At 65.2% G+C, this 14768-nt stretch carries 9 protein-coding genes; 4 read left to right on the forward strand and 5 right to left on the reverse strand.

From position 1 onward, the window contains the following. Window positions 1-3 precede the first annotated feature (3 nt). Together BCCGELA001_RS09240 and BCCGELA001_RS09245 are read left to right on the forward strand one after the other, a co-directional pair. Complete coding sequence (locus BCCGELA001_RS09240) at window positions 4-2727, forward strand: sensor histidine kinase (protein WP_060735117.1); 2724 nt, start codon at window positions 4-6, stop codon at window positions 2725-2727. Next, window positions 2724-3413, forward strand: coding sequence for a response regulator (locus BCCGELA001_RS09245; RefSeq protein WP_008560035.1), 690 nt, complete (start codon window positions 2724-2726; stop codon window positions 3411-3413). The genes BCCGELA001_RS09240 and BCCGELA001_RS09245 overlap by 4 nt, the downstream gene beginning before the upstream one ends. Window positions 3414-3666: 253 nt before the next feature. Here the strand turns inward: BCCGELA001_RS09245 and ku are convergent, their stop codons facing one another. After that, window positions 3667-4551, reverse strand: a complete 885-nt coding sequence (gene ku, locus BCCGELA001_RS09250; RefSeq protein ID WP_008560033.1) for a non-homologous end joining protein Ku — start codon at window positions 4549-4551, stop codon at window positions 3667-3669. A 115-nt stretch (window positions 4552-4666) separates the two neighbouring features. Here ku and ligD point away from each other — a divergent pair, with 115 nt between their 5' ends. After that, window positions 4667-7354, forward strand: a complete 2688-nt coding sequence (gene ligD, locus BCCGELA001_RS09255) for a DNA ligase D (RefSeq protein ID WP_008560031.1) — start codon at window positions 4667-4669, stop codon at window positions 7352-7354. Window positions 7355-7488: 134 nt separating this feature from the next. On the opposite strand, the gene BCCGELA001_RS35830 is transcribed toward ligD, so the two are convergent. Next, complete coding sequence (locus BCCGELA001_RS35830) at window positions 7489-7653, reverse strand: DUF3309 family protein (RefSeq protein ID WP_008560028.1); 165 nt, start codon at window positions 7651-7653, stop codon at window positions 7489-7491. A 175-nt stretch (window positions 7654-7828) separates the two neighbouring features. Here BCCGELA001_RS35830 and BCCGELA001_RS09260 point away from each other — a divergent pair, with 175 nt between their 5' ends. Continuing rightward, a complete protein-coding gene (locus BCCGELA001_RS09260; RefSeq protein WP_008560026.1) occupies window positions 7829-8146 on the forward strand; it encodes a polyhydroxyalkanoic acid system family protein in 318 nt (105 codons plus the stop codon). A 1-nt stretch (window position 8147) separates the two neighbouring features. Here BCCGELA001_RS09260 and treY read toward each other — a convergent pair whose 3' ends face one another. The 3 genes from treY to glgX are packed head-to-tail and all read right to left on the reverse strand — an operon-like array spanning window position 8148 to window position 14765. Continuing rightward, window positions 8148-10934 (reverse strand): malto-oligosyltrehalose synthase, encoded by a 2787-nt coding sequence (gene treY, locus BCCGELA001_RS09265; RefSeq protein ID WP_060735118.1) that lies wholly within the window; start codon window positions 10932-10934, stop codon window positions 8148-8150. Window position 10935: 1 nt separating this feature from the next. Further along, window positions 10936-12690, reverse strand: a complete 1755-nt coding sequence (treZ, locus tag BCCGELA001_RS09270; protein WP_008560008.1) for a malto-oligosyltrehalose trehalohydrolase — start codon at window positions 12688-12690, stop codon at window positions 10936-10938. Further along, on the reverse strand, window positions 12687-14765 hold the full coding sequence (gene glgX, locus BCCGELA001_RS09275; RefSeq protein WP_060735119.1) for a glycogen debranching protein GlgX: 2079 nt from the start codon (window positions 14763-14765) through the stop codon (window positions 12687-12689). The genes treZ and glgX overlap by 4 nt, the downstream gene beginning before the upstream one ends. Between the last annotated feature and the right edge of the window lie 3 nt (window positions 14766-14768).

A 14768-nucleotide genomic window follows, 5' to 3' on the forward strand; every position in this document is an offset into this window, starting at 1 on the left:
ACAATGGTCCGAGAGCGCCGCGATCCCGAACAACGTCCGTCGCCCGAGGCGCTGCTGGAAGCGGCGCGGCGGGAGGAGGGCGCGAGCGGCAAGCTGAAGATCTTCGTCGGCGCCGCCCCCGGCGTCGGCAAGACCTACGAGATGCTGCAAAGCGCCCACGCCAGGCGCAAGGCCGGCATCGACGTGGTGATCGGCTTCGTCGAGACCCATGGCCGCGCCGAGACCGAGGCGCTGGTGCGCGGGCTCGAAATGGTCCCTCGCAAGAGGCTGGACTATCGCGGCCAGATCGTCGAGGAGATGGACCTCGATGCGGTGATCGCGCGACGGCCGCAGATCGCGTTGGTCGACGAGCTCGCTCACACCAACGCGGCCGGCAGCCGCCACCCCAAGCGCTATCTCGACGTCGAGGAGCTGCTCTCCCGCGGCATCGACGTCTACACTGCCGTCAACATCCAGCATATCGAGAGCCTGAACGACGTCGTCGCCCAGATCACCCATGTGCGGGTGCGCGAGACCGTGCCGGATTCGGTGTTCGACCGCGCGGACGCCATCGAGCTCATCGATCTCACGCCGGATGATCTGATCCAGCGGCTAAAGGAGGGCAAGGTCTATGTGCCCAAGCAGGCCGAGCGGGCGCTGGAGCACTATTTTTCGCCTGGCAATCTGACGGCGCTACGCGAGCTTGCGCTTCGGCGGACCGCCGAGCGCGTCGACGAGCAGCTGCTCAGTCACATGCAGGCAAACGCCATTGCCGGCCCCTGGGCCGCGGGCGAGCGCATCCTGGTCTGTGTCAGCGAGGATCCGCGCGCGGCCGGTCTCGTGCGCTACACCAAGCGGCTGGCCGACCGCCTGCATGCACCGTTCACCGCAGTGTCGATCGAGACGCGCCGCTCGCTCCAGCTCTCCGACGAGGAGCGCGATCGCCTCGCCGATACGCTGCGCCTCGCGGAATCGCTCGGCGGCGAGGCGCTGACCATTCCCGCCGTCGGCCGCCGCATCGCCGACGACGTCGTCAACTTCGCGCAAGGCAACAACGTCACCCAGATCGTGATCGGCAAATCGAGCCGCTCGCGCTGGTTCGAGATGACGCGCGGCTCCGTCGTGCACGACCTGGTGCGCCGCGCCGGCAATATCACGGTCCATGTGATCGCCGGTGACGAGCTGCCTGGTGAGGCCGCGCCCACGACGGCAGTGCAGACCGCTGCGCGGTCGGAGCCGTTCAATCCGCTGCCCTATCTTAAGGCGCTTGGCATCGTGCTGATCGGCCTCGGCGCAGCGGAGCTGCTCCAGCCGCGCTTTGGCATCGAGAATGTGGACCTCGTGCTGCTGACGGCGGTGGTCGCGGTCGCGGTCCGTTACGGCTTGTGGCCGTCGCTGCTCGCGACGGTCGCGGCCTCGCTGTCCTACAATTTCTTCTTCCTGCCGCCGCTCTACACGTTCACGATCACCGACCCGACCAATGTCGCCGCCTTCCTGCTGTTCCTGGTGGTGGCGATGATCGTCTCCAATGTCGCGGCGCGCGTACGCATCCAGGCCGATACCGCGATCGGCCGTATCAGGATGACCGAACAGCTCCATGCCTTCAGCCGCAAGCTCGCCGGCACCGCCACCCTCGACGACGTGCTGTGGGCGACCGCTTACCAGATCGCGTTGATGCTGAAGGTCCGCGTCGTGCTGCTGTTGCCGGAGGAAGGCCTGCTGACCGTGAAATCAGGCTACCCGCCCGAGGACGAACTCGACCAGGCCGATCTCGCGGCCGCCAACTGGGCCTGGAGCAACGACCGCCCTGCAGGTCGTGGTTCGGACACGCTGCCGGGCGCAAAACGGCTGTTCCTGCCGATGCGCACCGGGCGCGGCCTGATCGGCGTCATCGGCATCGACGACGACCGCAGCGGCCCGCTGCTGACGCCGGACCAGCGCCGGCTGCTCGACGCGCTGGTCGACCAGGGCGCGCTCGCGATCGAGCGCGTGCTGCTGGTCGAGGACATGGACCGCGTCAAGCGCACCGTCGAATCCGAACGGCTGCGCTCGGCGCTCCTGACATCGATCTCGCACGATCTGAAGACGCCGCTCGCCTCCGTGCTGGGCGCGGCCTCGACCATGCGTGATTTAGCCGGTGCGCTCTCGGATACCGAGAAGCGCGACCTGCTCGCGACCGTGATCGACGAATCCGAGCGGCTCAACCGCTTCATCGCCAACCTGCTCGACATGACCAAGCTCGAGTCCGGGGCCATCGTGCCGAATACGGCCTTGCACGATCTCGGCGAGATCGTCGGCAGCGCGCTGCGGCGCGCGGCCAAGATTCTCGCCGCCCACAAGGTCGAGCTGGTGCTGGCGGCCGATCTGCCGATGCTCGAGCTCGATGCCGTGCTGTTCGAGCAGGTGCTGTTCAACCTCCTCGACAATGCCGCGAAATATTCGCCTGCCGATACCACCGTCTCGATCCGCAGTCGGCGCGAACGAGATCAAATCGTTCTCGATATCGCCGACGAGGGCGGCGGCATTCCCGCCGACGAGCTCGAAAGCGTATTCGACAAGTTCTATCGGGTGCAGAAGGGCGACCATGTCCGGCCCGGCACCGGGCTCGGCCTCGCCATCTCCCGCGGCTTCGTCGAAGCGATGCGGGGCACGATCTCTGCCGCCAACCGCAGCGACCGGAGCGGTGCGGTCATTACCATCCGTCTGCCGGTCCCTGTGCAGACCCACGCATTGGATACCGCCGCATGAGTGCTGCTCCGATCAAGGTCCTGGTCATCGACGACGAGCCGCCGATCCGAAAGCTGCTGCGGATGGGGCTATCGACGCAGGGTTATGAGATCCTGGAGGCGCCGAACGGCAGGACCGCGCTGGAAAAGCTTGCCGAGGAGCCGGCGCTGATCATCCTCGATCTCGGCCTGCCCGACATTCAGGGCCACGAGCTGCTGCGCACCATCCGCGCCCGCAACGAGAGTGTGCCGATCGTCGTGCTGTCGAGCCGCGGCGACGAGGCCGGCAAGGTGCAGGCGCTCGATCTCGGCGCCGACGATTACCTCACCAAGCCTTTCGGCATGGACGAGCTCCTCGCCCGCTTGCGCGCAGCGTTGCGCCACCAGCTTCAAGTCAAGGGCGAGCGTCCCGTGTTCCGCACCGGCGATCTCTCGGTCGATCTCGTACGCCGCATCGTCAAGGTCGGCGAGCGCGAGGTGAAGCTGTCACCGAAGGAATACGATCTGCTTCGCGTACTGGTGCAGCACGCCGGCAAGGTGCTCACCCACCGCTTCCTGCTCAAGGAGCTCTGGGACGAGCTGACCGACGCGCAATATTTGCGCGTCTATGTCCGCCAGCTCCGCCAGAAGATCGAGGCCGATCCGGAACGGCCCCAATATGTGCTGACGGAGACGGGGATCGGGTATCGGCTGAAGGCGGGGGATTAGCTGGTCGCGTCGTCAGCAACGAGCGCGGCTTGAGGCACGCGCGTCATGGCCGGGCTTGACCCGGCCATCCACGTCCGTCGGCACGCGAGCAAAGACGTGGATGCCCGGGTCAAGCCCGGGCATGACGACCAAGGTTGTAGTGCGCTTCTGTCTTCACGTCGTCATTGCGAGGAGCCCTTGCGACGAAGCAATCCAGACTGCAGCCGCGGAAAGTTTCTGGATTGCTTCGCTGCGCTCGCAATGACGGAAGTAGTTACCCCGCCTTCCTCTGCCTCGCCGTACCCCGGTGCGTCTTCCTCGCTGCGCGTTGCCGTCCCGTCGCGCGCCGCGCGTGAGACTTCGCCGCCGTCTTCTTCCCGCCGCGTCCCTTCAGGCTCTGCTTCAGCGCATCCATCAGGTTGACGACGTTGCTCGGCCGCTCCTCGGGCTCGGGCAGCTCGATCTTCTTGCCGCTGGCCTTGCGCTTCACCAGCGCCTTCAGCGCGTTCTCGTACTCGTCCTTGAATTCGCTGGGATCGAAATGCGCGGCCTTGGTATGCAGGATGTGCCCGGCGAGCTCGACCATGTCCTTAGTGATCTTCGGGCTCTTGATGTCCTCGAAGAACTGGTCCTCGTCGCGCAGCTCGTAAGGAAAGCGCAGCGTGGTGCCGAGCAGGCCCTTGCCGAGCGGCTCGATCGCAATGATGTGCTCGCGGTTGGTCAGCACGATCTTGGCCAGCGCCACGCGGTCCTGATCCTTCATGGCATCGCGAATGACCGCGAAGGCGTCGACCGCGGCTTTGCCGTCGGGCGCGATGTAATAGGGGTGGTTGAGATAGCGCTGGTCGATCTCGTCGCTAGGCACGAAGCTTTCGATGTCGATGGTGTGGTTGCTCTCGATCTGGACGGCCTCGAGCTCCCCCGGTTCGATCTCGACATACTTGCCCTTGCGCAGCTCGTAGCCGCGGCCCTTCTGGTCGCTCTCGACGACGTCACCGGTCTCGGAATCGATCATCTGCTGCTTGAGCCGGTTCCCGGTCTCGCGGTTGATCATGTGAAACCGCGTTTTCTCGGCCGCAGTGGTCGCCGGATAAAGCACGACCGGACAACTGACCAGCGACAGCTTCAACGTTCCCTTCCAATAGGCGCGCGGGGCCATTCCATTCTCCAGCGTTTTCAAGGCCTTTTGGAACCCCAACCCTCCCGCCGGGTTTTGGTTCCGGGCGGGACTTTGGCCGTGATAGGCTTGATGGCGAAGAGAAGCGGGACCGGTCGTGCTGCAAAAACTCTCCACTTACCGACAGAAGCGTGACTTCGAGAAGACGCCCGAGCCGTCGGGCAAGTCCGCGGTGGCGCCGTCGAAGCAGCGGCGCTTCGTGATCCAGAAGCATGATGCGACCCGACTGCATTATGATCTCAGGCTCGAGTTCGACGGCGTGTTCAAGTCCTGGGCGGTGACGAAGGGACCCTCGCTCGATCCGCACGACAAGCGGCTGGCCGTCGAGGTCGAGGACCATCCACTCGATTACGGTGATTTCGAAGGCACGATTCCGGAAGGGCAGTATGGTGGCGGCACGGTGATGCTGTGGGACCGTGGCACCTGGGAATCGGATGATCCGGAAGCCGGCTTCAAGAAGGGCGATCTGAAGTTCACGCTGCATGGCGAGAAGCTGCAGGGCAGCTGGGTGCTGGTGCGCATGCGCAACGACCGCACCGGCGGTAAGCGCACCAACTGGCTCCTCATCAAGCACCGCGACGAGCATGTTCGCGAAGGCGCGGACAACGATATTCTCGACCAGGACAAGTCCGTCGCCTCCGGCCGCGCGATGGAGCAGATCGCCGAGGGCAAGGGCCGCGCGCCAAAGCCGTTCATGCTGGCGAAGGGCGCCAAGGGCAAGGCCGACGCGGTCTGGCAGGCCAACCGCGCGGAGGAGACGAAGGGGCGTACGGTCAAGCCGGCTCCGCGCACGGCGTTGAAGCCCGCCAAATCGGCGCGGAAGAAGGCGACGACGGCGACCAACGCGAAGAAGGTCTCGGAGATGCCGGACTTCGTCGCGCCACAGCTCTGTACGCTGGTCGAGCGGCCGCCGGCCGATCAGGGCTGGTGCCACGAGATCAAGTTCGACGGCTATCGCGTCCAGCTGCGCGTCGAGGATGGCGAGGCGACGCTGAAGACGCGCAAGGGCCTCGACTGGACCGAGAAGTTTGCCGCCATCGCCAAGGAAGCTTCCGCGCTGCCGGACGTGATGATCGACGGCGAGATCGTCGCGCTCGACCACAACGGCGCGCCGAACTTCTCCTCGCTTCAGGCCGCGCTGTCCGACGGCAAGACTGACGAACTGATCTTCTTTGCCTTCGACCTTCTGTTCGCGAAGGGGGAGGATTACCGCCGGCTGCCGCTCGGCGAGCGCAAGGCGGAGCTCAAGAAGCTACTGGACTCGCGCAGGCGGAAATCGACCCAGATCCGCTATGTCGAGCATTTCGAGAGCGGCGGCGATGCCGTGCTGCAATCGGCCTGCAAGCTCGAGCTCGAAGGTGTGGTGTCGAAGAAGCTGGATGCGCCCTATCGTTCGGGGCGCACCGAGGGCTGGGTCAAGTCGAAATGCCGCGCCGGCCACGAGGTGGTGATCGGCGGCTACAAGACCACCAACGGCAAATTCCGCTCCCTGATGGCCGGCGTGCAGCGCGGCGATCATCTCGCCTTCGTCGGCATGGTCGGCACCGGCTTCGGCGCGGACAAGGTCAAGCGCCTCATGCCGTCATTGAAGGCCATGACGGCCAAGGAAAGCCCGTTCGGCGGCAAGAACGCGCCGAAGAAGACCCGCGAGGTGCATTGGCTGAAGCCGGAGCTCGTCGCCGAGATCGAGTTTGCCGGCTTCACTGCCGACGGCAATATCCGCCAGGCCGCGTTCAAGGGCCTGCGACAGGACAAGCCTGCCGAGGAGGTCGAGGCCGAGAGGCCCGTCGATACAGAGCTTGCCGAACCGACAGCCAAGAAGGCACCGGCGAGATCGCGTGCGAAGGCGGGCCGGCAGCCGAAGCAGGCCGCCCAGAACGTCGAGGTCATGGGTGTCGTCATCTCCAAGCCCGACAAGCAGCTCTGGCCGGACGATGGCGACGGCGATCCCGTCACCAAACTGGACCTTGCGCGCTATCTCGAAGCCGTCGGCGAATGGATGATCGTGCACCTCAAGGGCCGGCCCTGCTCGCTGATCCGCGCGCCTGACGGCATCAAGGGCGAATGCTTCTTCCAGCGCCATGCCATGCAGGGCACGTCGAACCTTTTGGAGCTAGCGAGGGTCTCCGGGGACCGCAAGCCGTATTTGCAGATCGACCGGATCGAAGGGCTCGCAGCGGTGGCGCAGATCGGCGGAGTCGAGCTGCATCCGTGGAATTGCGCGCCCTATGCCTATGACACGCCGGGCCGGCTGGTGTTCGATCTCGACCCGGCACCCGACGTGGAGTTTGCCGACGTCGTCGAGGCCGCCAAGGAGATGCGGCAGCGGCTCGCCGATATCGGCATGGACAGCTTCTGCAAGACCACCGGCGGCAAGGGCCTTCACGTGGTGGTGCCGCTGCTGCACGGCGCGCGCGACAAGGTGAGCTGGAAGGAGGCCAAGGCGTTTGCGCAAGGCGTCTGCCAGTGGATGGCCGATGACGATCCGGAGCGCTATCTGCTCAACATGTCGAAGAAGCTGCGCAAGGGGAAGATCTTCCTGGACTACTTGCGCAACGATCGCATGTCGACCGCGGTTGCCCCGCTGTCGCCCCGCGCGCGCGCCGGCGCCACCGTGTCGATGCCGGTGACCTGGGCGCAGGTCAAGAGTGATCTCGATCCGAAGCGATATACGATGCGCACCGTGCCGGCCTTGCTGGCGCGATCGAAAGCGTGGGAGGGTTATGATGATGCCGCCGTATCGATCAAGGCGGCGATCAAGAAGCTGGCGGGAAAGGTGAAGTGAGTTAGGGCTGTCCTATCGATGCGCCCCTCGTAGGGTGGGCAAAGCGAAGCGTGCCCACCATCTTTCCTGCTGACGCGAAGAGGTGGGCACGGCGCGTTGCGCCTTTGCCCACCCTACCGGATCATCGTGCGCCGCTAGATCCGTCCCATCAGGAGCAGGATCAGCAGGATGACGATAACGAGCCCGAGGCCGCCGCCGCCATAATAGCCGGTGCCATAGAACGGCCCGCCGCCGATGCCGCTGAATCCGCCGAGCAGGGCGATGATCAAGATGATCAGAATGATCGTGCCGATAGACATGCGAATCTCCTCCAGCCCTTTGTCGAAAGGGTCGTTGCACCTGTCCCTTGTGCGAAGGCAACTTGCCGCAGGTTGTAAAGTTCCCGCTATGAAACACGGCGGCAGGTTCAACATGCATGGAACCTTTGCGAGCGTTGCAGGCATGACTATCTGAGATCCGTGAGGAGGCAGGGCCATGTCAGCACCGCTCGTCGTTTCAATTCCGCATCGTCTCGGCCGCGAGGAGGCGGTACGCCGGTTGAAAACGGGACTCGGTCGGGCCGCCGGGAGCATTCCCGTGATGCAGGTCGAGGAAGAAAGCTGGAGCGGGGATACGATGAATTTTCGTATCCGCGCGCTCGGACAGATCGCCAGCGGTCAGGTCGACGTCAGCGACGATCAGGTCCGGGTCGAGGTGGTGCTGCCCTGGTTGTTGCAGCGCTTTGCCGAGATGGCCCAGGCCACGATCAAGAAGCGCGGCCAATTGCTGCTCACCAAGGACGGGGGCAAGTAGCTCAGGCGTGCGCGCGTTGGCGCACCGGCTTCGCTGCACTCGTGGTCCGCGCCTCGATGACCGCGACGGGAAGGTCGCGCAAGGCCCGCGCGAGTGGCAGTTCGTTGCCGCCAAGACCTGTCGCGGAGTAGCCGGCGATATCGATGGTTGCATCGATGCCTTCCAGCGCGGGCCATTCCCGGCCGGCTTGCGTGAACGGCGCGAAGTGACGTCCGACGACGACGATTGCGGAGGCGCGGCCATGGCTGCGGGCGAAGGCGATGACGTGGTCGGCATGCGCACCGCGCACCTCGAGCGGCTGATAGTCCCCCCGGACGAAGACGTCGGGGAGGCGGTTGCGCAGCTCGAGGAGATGGCGCGTCCAGGCCAGCTTGAGCCGGCCGTCCGGCCAGCTCTTGCTCAGGCCGCTCCAGTCGGGAGCGTCCAATGATGTCAGCGCCGCATGGCGCGCGGCAAAGTCCACGGGGCGGCGGTTGTCAGGATCGACCAGCGAGAGGTCCCAGAACTCGGTACCTTGGTAGAAGTCCGGCACGCCCGGCAGCGTCGCCTTGAGCGTGAGCTGGCCGAGCGAGTTCAGCATGCCGAGCAGTGCGACGCGGCGCGCCAGGGTCTGCAGCGCCTCCAGGAATTCCGCGGACTGGGCGGGATCGAGGATCTTGCCGATGAAGCTCTTGACGCCGTTCTCATAGGCTTCATGCGGATTGAGCCAGCTCGTCTCCTCCTTGCCTTCGCGCGCGGCCTTGAGCGCATAGGCCTGGATGCGTTCGACGAATTCAGGATCGACCGGCGCCTGGAGTGGCCAGGCCCCGAGCAGGGTCTGGTAGAGCATGTATTCGAACGTCGCCGACGGCGCGCGGAAATTGCCCTGGTGCGTAAGATGCGGCGCGTTCAGCACCTTCCAGCGCGCCACCGCGCTGGTCCATTCGCCGGGAATTTCGCTCAGCGCTGCGATGCGCGAGCGGGCATCCTCGCCGCGCTTGGTGTCGTGGGTCGCGGTCGCGGTCATGCCCTGCGGCCATTCCTTGGCACGGACCCGCATGGCCTGGTGGAAAGCGGCAAGGGACATGCCGTTGCTCGCGGGATCGCCGCCGACCTCGTTCAGCGCAAGCAGCCGGTGGAATTGATAGAACGCGGTATCCTCCAGCGACTTCGCCATCATCGGCCCGGTGAATTGTTGCACCTTCAGCGCGAAGCGGCGCACGCGCGGCGCGCTGTGCGGGGGGCGGCCGGGCTTGAGCAGGTCCATGGTCAGGGCGTCGCGCAGGAAATCGAAGATGCCTTCATCCGCGGCGAACCATTCGGAGCGGGCGCGTTCGATGGTGTCGTCGATCAGCTTGCGGTCTGGTGCAGTCGGACCGCTATGCGTCAGGTAGGTACGGTAGACCGGGAAATGCAGCACATAGAGCTCGAGTGCCTGCCGCAGGCTGTCGGCGGAGAAATCGCGGGTCGAGTAATGCCCGTTGGCGATGCGCGCGAGCAGGCGCGTCAGCACGGTGAACTCGCTGGTGAGCAGCGTCTCCAGCACGCGCCGCTTGGCGTCCTTGACGTAAGGTGCGAGCTGCGGCGGCCGGTTGCTGATCTGCCGCCAGGTCTCGTCCAACGCCGCAAGCCCCTTTGCGTCGATCAGAACCTGGGTAATGACGTTCATCCACTCATAGCCGGTGGTGCCCTGGACGCCGGCGAAATGCGGCAGGCGTTCGTGCTCGCACAGGATCTTCTCGATCACGGTGTAGAACGGCTTCGCATTGCCTTGCGCGTCGCGCACCAGGCGGCGCAGCCGCTGGCAATATTGTGCCGGATCGCGCAAGCCGTCGATGTGATCCAGGCGTATGCCTTGCAGCCTGCCCTCGACGATCAGCTGCTTGACCAGCCGGTGGGTGGCGGCAAACGTGCCGGGATCCTCGACGCGCAGGCCGGCGAGCCCGTTGACGTCGAAGAAGCGGCGATAGTTGATATCGCTGGAGGCGAGCCGCCAGTGGCCGAGCTTGTAGTGCTGGCGCTCGAGCAGATGATGCAACGCCAGCGTTTGTGCCGGGCGATCCTTGCCGGCGCGATAGGCGGCAAGGCCGCGCGCGATGAGATCGGCCGCGCCCGCGATCTCCTTGAGCTCCGACTTGAAGGCGGGAGCTTCCTTGCGGTTGGGCCGGCGCAATCCGGTGTAGCGTGCCGCGAGTGCAAGCAGGCGCTTGCCGGGCTCCGTGTCCGCCGCGTCGGCTTCCTTGACGATCATGCGGAGCATCTCGCCGTAACGTTCCGGCGCGATGGGCAGGCGATGCTCGAAATACCAGGCGGAGAGACTTCCGTCGTCGGGATCGTAGCGCAGCTCGATGTCGCCGTGCTCGAGCGCCTCGCCGTAGGACGCGCCGAGGATCGGCAGCAGCACGCCGCCGCGGGCGCGGAAGGCCAGTTGATCCCAGTCGATGTCGAAGGAGACCGCATGCGGCGAGGCCTGGCCCCATTCCAGCACGTCGAGCCACCAGGGATTGTCGGCGAAATGCACCCCGACATGGTTGGGGACGAAATCGATGATGAGACCGAGATCGTTCTTGATCAGCGCCTCGCTCAGCCGCGCGAAACCGGCCTCGCCGCCGAGCTCGGGATTGAACTGGCCGTGATCGACGGTGTCGTAGCCATGCGTCGATCCCTTGCGCGCCTTCATCACCGGCGAGGCGTAGAGATGCGTGATCCCGAGCGCCTTCAGGTAAGGAACGACCGCTGCAGCTTTGTCGAAGTCGAAATCCGCCGTGAGCTGGAGCCGGTAGGTCGCGAGCGGAGTGGCGGGAGGCATGCTAACCTCCGAGGCGCCAGACCACAGACCAGGGCGGAAGTCGCTCGTCGGCCTTGCCGCCCCAGATCGGCGTCCCCGCATCGCTGTCGGAATACGCGACATCATCGTCCGAGAGGTTGGCGATCAGGCGCAGCGTCGCACCGTCCCCCATCCGCCAATGGGCAGTGAGCGAGCCGGTATCCCCGGCCTCGGCATCGCCGAACTTTGCGCCTTTCAGCCGCGGCATGATCTCTTTGCGGCGGAGCGCGAGGAGCTCTCGCACCAGCGTCAGTCGTTCGTCCTCTTCGGGCGTGCGATTGATCCAGTCGAGCACGGCCGATTGCAGCGTTGCCGGATCGAGCGGATCGGGCACCTCGTCGCCGTATTTCGCATAGGCCCAGGCATATTCCTGCTTGCGCCCCTTGCGCACGGCGTCGGCCAGCTCGCCCTGGAAATCGCAGAAGAACGGGAAGGGCGCCTTGGAGCCCCATTCCTCGCCCTGAAACAGCATCGGCACCATCGGCGCGAGCAGGGTGACCGCGAGCGCGGCCTCGATCTGTTTTGGTGACGCCAGACTTTCGAGTCGGTCGCCCAGAGGGCGGTTACCGATCTGGTCGTGGTTCTGCAGGAAGTTGACAAAGGTCAAAGGCGGCAGCTCCCCGCTCGGCTCGCCGCGCGGCTTCTTGCCCCAGAACTCGGAGATCTCGCCCTGATAGACGAAGCCCGATGCGAGCGCGCGCGCGAGATCCATGCGCGGCGTCTGGTAGTCGGCATAATAGCCGGCGAGCTCGCCGGTCAGCATCACGTGCCAGACGTGGTGATAATCGTCGTTCCACTGCCCGCGATATTTGCCGTTCGGCGGCTCCTGCGCGGCATCGAGCAGGCTGGCGCGGTTGTCGCCGTTCTCCAGCACGAGGTGGATGTGGCGGCCCGTGGCCTTGGCGAGCTCGCCGGCGGCGACGCTGAGGTCTTGCAGCATCGATTGCTCGCCCGGGAACGCCATGATGTGGTTGGCGGCATCGAGCCTTAGGCCGTCGAAGCGATAGTCGGTGAGCCAGGACAGCGCGTTCTCGACCGCGAAGGCGCGCACCTGCGGCACGCGATAGTCGATCGCGCTGCCCCAGGGCGTATGCGCGTCGGTGAAGAAGGTCGGCGCATAACGGCCGAGATAGTTTCCTTCCGGGCCGAAATGATTGTAGACGACGTCGAGGAACACCATCAGCCCGCGCCGATGCGCCTCGTCGATCAGCGCCTTCAGGTCCTCGGGCCGGCCATAGGCGCTGTCGGGCGCATACCAGAGCACGCCGTCATAACCCCAGCCGCGGCGCCCGGCGAAATCGGCCAGCGGCATCAATTCCAGCGCGGTGATGCCGGTGTCTACGAGATGATCGAGCTTGTCGATCATGGCGCGGTAGGTGCCTTGCGGCGTGAAGGTGCCGACATGGGTCTCGATCAGCACGGTCTCTTCCCAGGGACGGCCGCGCCAATCACGCGCCTGCCAGACGAAGGCGTCGTGATCGATCACCTCGCTGGGGCCGAACACATCCTCGCCCTGGAAGGCCGAGGCCGGATCCGGCACGTCGATCTCGTCGTCGATGCGGAATTTGTATTCGCTGCCGGCGGACAGGCCGGCAATCTCGGCGACGTACCAGCCATCCTGCCGGCGCTGCATCGCGTGCCTTCGCTCGAGCAGGAGATCGACACGACGTGCGCCGGGCGCCCACAGCCGGAACGACACGCCGTCCTTGGTCGGCTTCGCTCCGAAGGATGGCCTCATAGCGCACCCGCGAAGGCGAGCACGGAGCGCGGCGGCGCTTTGCTGTCGCTTCCGGGCAGGAAGTCGATCGAGTTCAGCCTGGCCTCGGTCGTGTTGAGGATCTGTTGCCAGCTCTTGTATTCGGTCATCTTGGGCAATTTGAATGCGATCTCTTCGGGCGCGGCGTTCAGAACGATAAAGATCGCGGCGCTGCCCGGTTCCATCGGCCCCATCACATAGGAGAGAAAGCGCCCTTCGGGGAATTTCCAATCGTTCTCCGTCATCTCGTCACCGGCAGGCGTCAGCCACAGCGCACCGTAAGAAATCCCGTCCTTGGGACGGCCATCGAGCCAGCGATGGCTGCGCAGCTGCGAGAAGCGGCGGCGGATGTCGGCGAGATGGGCGACGAAATCGACCATGTCGTCGCCTTCCTTGCCGAGATTGTCCCAGCCGACCCAGCCGATCTCGTTGTCCTGGCAATAGGCGTTGTTGTTGCCGGATTGCGAATTGCCGACCTCGTCGCCGGCGAGGAGCAGCGGAACGCCTTGCGCCAGCATCAGGCAAGCCAGCACGTTCTTGCGAAGCTGCCGGCGCAGGCCGAGGATATTGGGATCGTCGGTCGGACCTTCGACGCCGCAATTGTTGCTGTGGTTGTCGTTGGAGCCGTCGCGATTGTCCTCGCCATTGGCCTCGTTGTGCTTCTCGTTGTAGCTGAAGAGGTCGGCGAGCGTGAAGCCGTCGTGGACGGTGATGTGGTTGATGCTGGCGCGCGGCCGCCGTCCGTCGTGGTTGAAGAGGTCTGATGACGCCGTCATGCGGCTGGAGATGTCGCCGATCAGGCTGCCTTCGCCGCTCCAATAGCGCCGCATGGCGCTGCGATAGCGGTCGTTCCATTCCGACCATTGCGAGGGGAACGCGCCGACCTGGTAGCCGCCGAGCCCGAGATCCCATGGTTCGGCGACGAGCTTGACGGTCGCCAGCACCGGATCCTGCCGGACCGCGGTCAGGAAAGAGATGCCGCGATCAAAACCATTCGGGCCGCGCGCCAGCGTGGTGGCGAGGTCGAAGCGGAAGCCGTCGACATGACAGACCTCGACCCAATAGCGCAGCGAATCCATCACCATCTGGAGCACCCGCGGATGGGTGAGGTTCACCGACGAGCCGCAGCCGGTGAAGTCGTCGTAATAGCGCGGGTTCTCGCGGTTCAGCCAGTAATAGGAGGCGTTGTCGATGCCGCGATAGCACAGCGTCGGGCCGAGGTGATTGCCCTCGGCGGTGTGGTTGTAGACGACGTCGAGCATCACCTCGATGCCGGCGTCGTGCAGCCGGGCGACCGTGGTGCGGAAGGAATCGAGCGCGTTGTCCTGGGCGTAGCGCGGCTCGGGCGCGAAGAAGGACAGCGTGTTGTAGCCCCAGTAATTGGCGAGCTTCTTCTCGACCAGAATGCGGTCGTCGACGAAGCTGTGGACCGGCAGAAGCTCGACCGTGGTGACGCCGAGCTTCTTCAGGTGCTCGATCATCGCCGGTGATGACAGGCCGCCATAGGTGCCGCGCAGATTCGGCGGAACGTCGTCCCGCTTCTGCGTCAGGCCCTTGACGTGGGCCTCGTAGATGATGGTGTCTTCCCAGGGGATGTTGGGACGGATCTCGCGCCGGCCCCAGTTGAAGGTCTCGTCGACGACGACGGCCTTGGGCATGCCGCGCGCATTGTCGCGCCGGTCGAACGACAGGTCCTCGCGCGGCGAGCCGGTGCGGTAGGCGAAATGCGCGTCGCTCCACACCAGCCGTCCGGCCAGCCGCTTGGCATAGGGGTCGAGCACCAGCTTGTTGGCGTTGAAGCGGTGGCCGTGCTCGGGCTCGTAGGGACCGTGCACGCGATAGCCGTAGAGCTGGCCGGGCGAGACGTCGTTGAGATAGCCGTGCCAGACGTCCTCGGTTTTCTCAGGCAGCTCGATGCGCTCGAGCTCGCGCCGGCCTTGCGTGTCGAACAGGCACAGCTCGACCTTCTGCGCGTTGGCGGAGAACAGCGCGAAATTGGTGCCGCGTCCGTCCCAGCTTGCGCCGAGGCGTGCGGGCGATCCAGCAGTCAGGCGCATCGG

It is taken from the genome of Bradyrhizobium sp. CCGE-LA001 (assembly GCF_000296215.2).
Classification (GTDB): Bacteria; Pseudomonadota; Alphaproteobacteria; order Rhizobiales; family Xanthobacteraceae; genus Bradyrhizobium.

Excerpts from the sequence above, each read along its gene's own strand:
- BCCGELA001_RS09240 (WP_060735117.1), top strand. The coding sequence starts at position 4 with ATGGTCCGAGAGCGCCGCGATCCCGAACAACGTCCGTCGCCCGAGGCG.
- BCCGELA001_RS09245 (WP_008560035.1), top strand. The coding sequence starts at position 2,724 with ATGAGTGCTGCTCCGATCAAGGTCCTGGTCATCGACGACGAGCCGCCG.
- ku (WP_008560033.1), bottom strand. The coding sequence starts at position 4,551 with ATGGCCCCGCGCGCCTATTGGAAGGGAACGTTGAAGCTGTCGCTGGTC.
- BCCGELA001_RS35830 (WP_008560028.1), bottom strand. The coding sequence starts at position 7,653 with ATGTCTATCGGCACGATCATTCTGATCATCTTGATCATCGCCCTGCTC.
- BCCGELA001_RS09260 (WP_008560026.1), top strand. The coding sequence starts at position 7,829 with ATGTCAGCACCGCTCGTCGTTTCAATTCCGCATCGTCTCGGCCGCGAG.
- treY (WP_060735118.1), bottom strand. The coding sequence starts at position 10,934 with ATGCCTCCCGCCACTCCGCTCGCGACCTACCGGCTCCAGCTCACGGCG.
- treZ (WP_008560008.1), bottom strand. The coding sequence starts at position 12,690 with ATGAGGCCATCCTTCGGAGCGAAGCCGACCAAGGACGGCGTGTCGTTC.
- glgX (WP_060735119.1), bottom strand. The coding sequence starts at position 14,765 with ATGCGCCTGACTGCTGGATCGCCCGCACGCCTCGGCGCAAGCTGGGAC.